The organism is Adlercreutzia equolifaciens (genome assembly GCF_029076695.1).
Classification (GTDB): Bacteria; Actinomycetota; Coriobacteriia; order Coriobacteriales; family Eggerthellaceae; genus Adlercreutzia; species Adlercreutzia equolifaciens_A.
This window is the reverse complement of sequence record NZ_JARFIK010000600.1, coordinates 1-289: the sequence shown is the minus strand read 5'-3', so window position 1 is coordinate 289 and position 289 is coordinate 1. Positions and strand designations below refer to the sequence as shown.

Here is a 289-nt window from a genome sequence, read left to right as displayed (position 1 = left end):
CGGCCAAGGCGCGCACGGCCAAGTCCAAATCCAGGCCGGGCGTAGGATCATCGGCCACGATGAGCTTCGGCGCACCCATGAGCGCGCAGCACAGGAGCACGCGACGGGCCATGCCGCCAGAAAGTTCGTGAGGATAGAGCTGTGCCACGGACTCGTCCAGGCCGTAGCGGGCAAACAGCTGCCGGCGACGCTCGCGACGTCGTGCGGCATCGGCCCGTCGGACAGCCCCACGGCCCTGCGGCTCGCCCTCCACCTGACGGCCCACGCGCATAAGCGGGTCGAGACAGGC

1 protein-coding gene is annotated in these 289 nt (G+C 69.9%); it reads right to left on the bottom strand.

What is annotated here, in order from left to right; all coding sequences use genetic code 11:
* Positions 1-289, bottom strand: a 289-nt coding sequence (locus PZH32_RS13770; protein ID WP_275208829.1) for an ATP-binding cassette domain-containing protein, incomplete at both ends; no start/stop codon positions are given.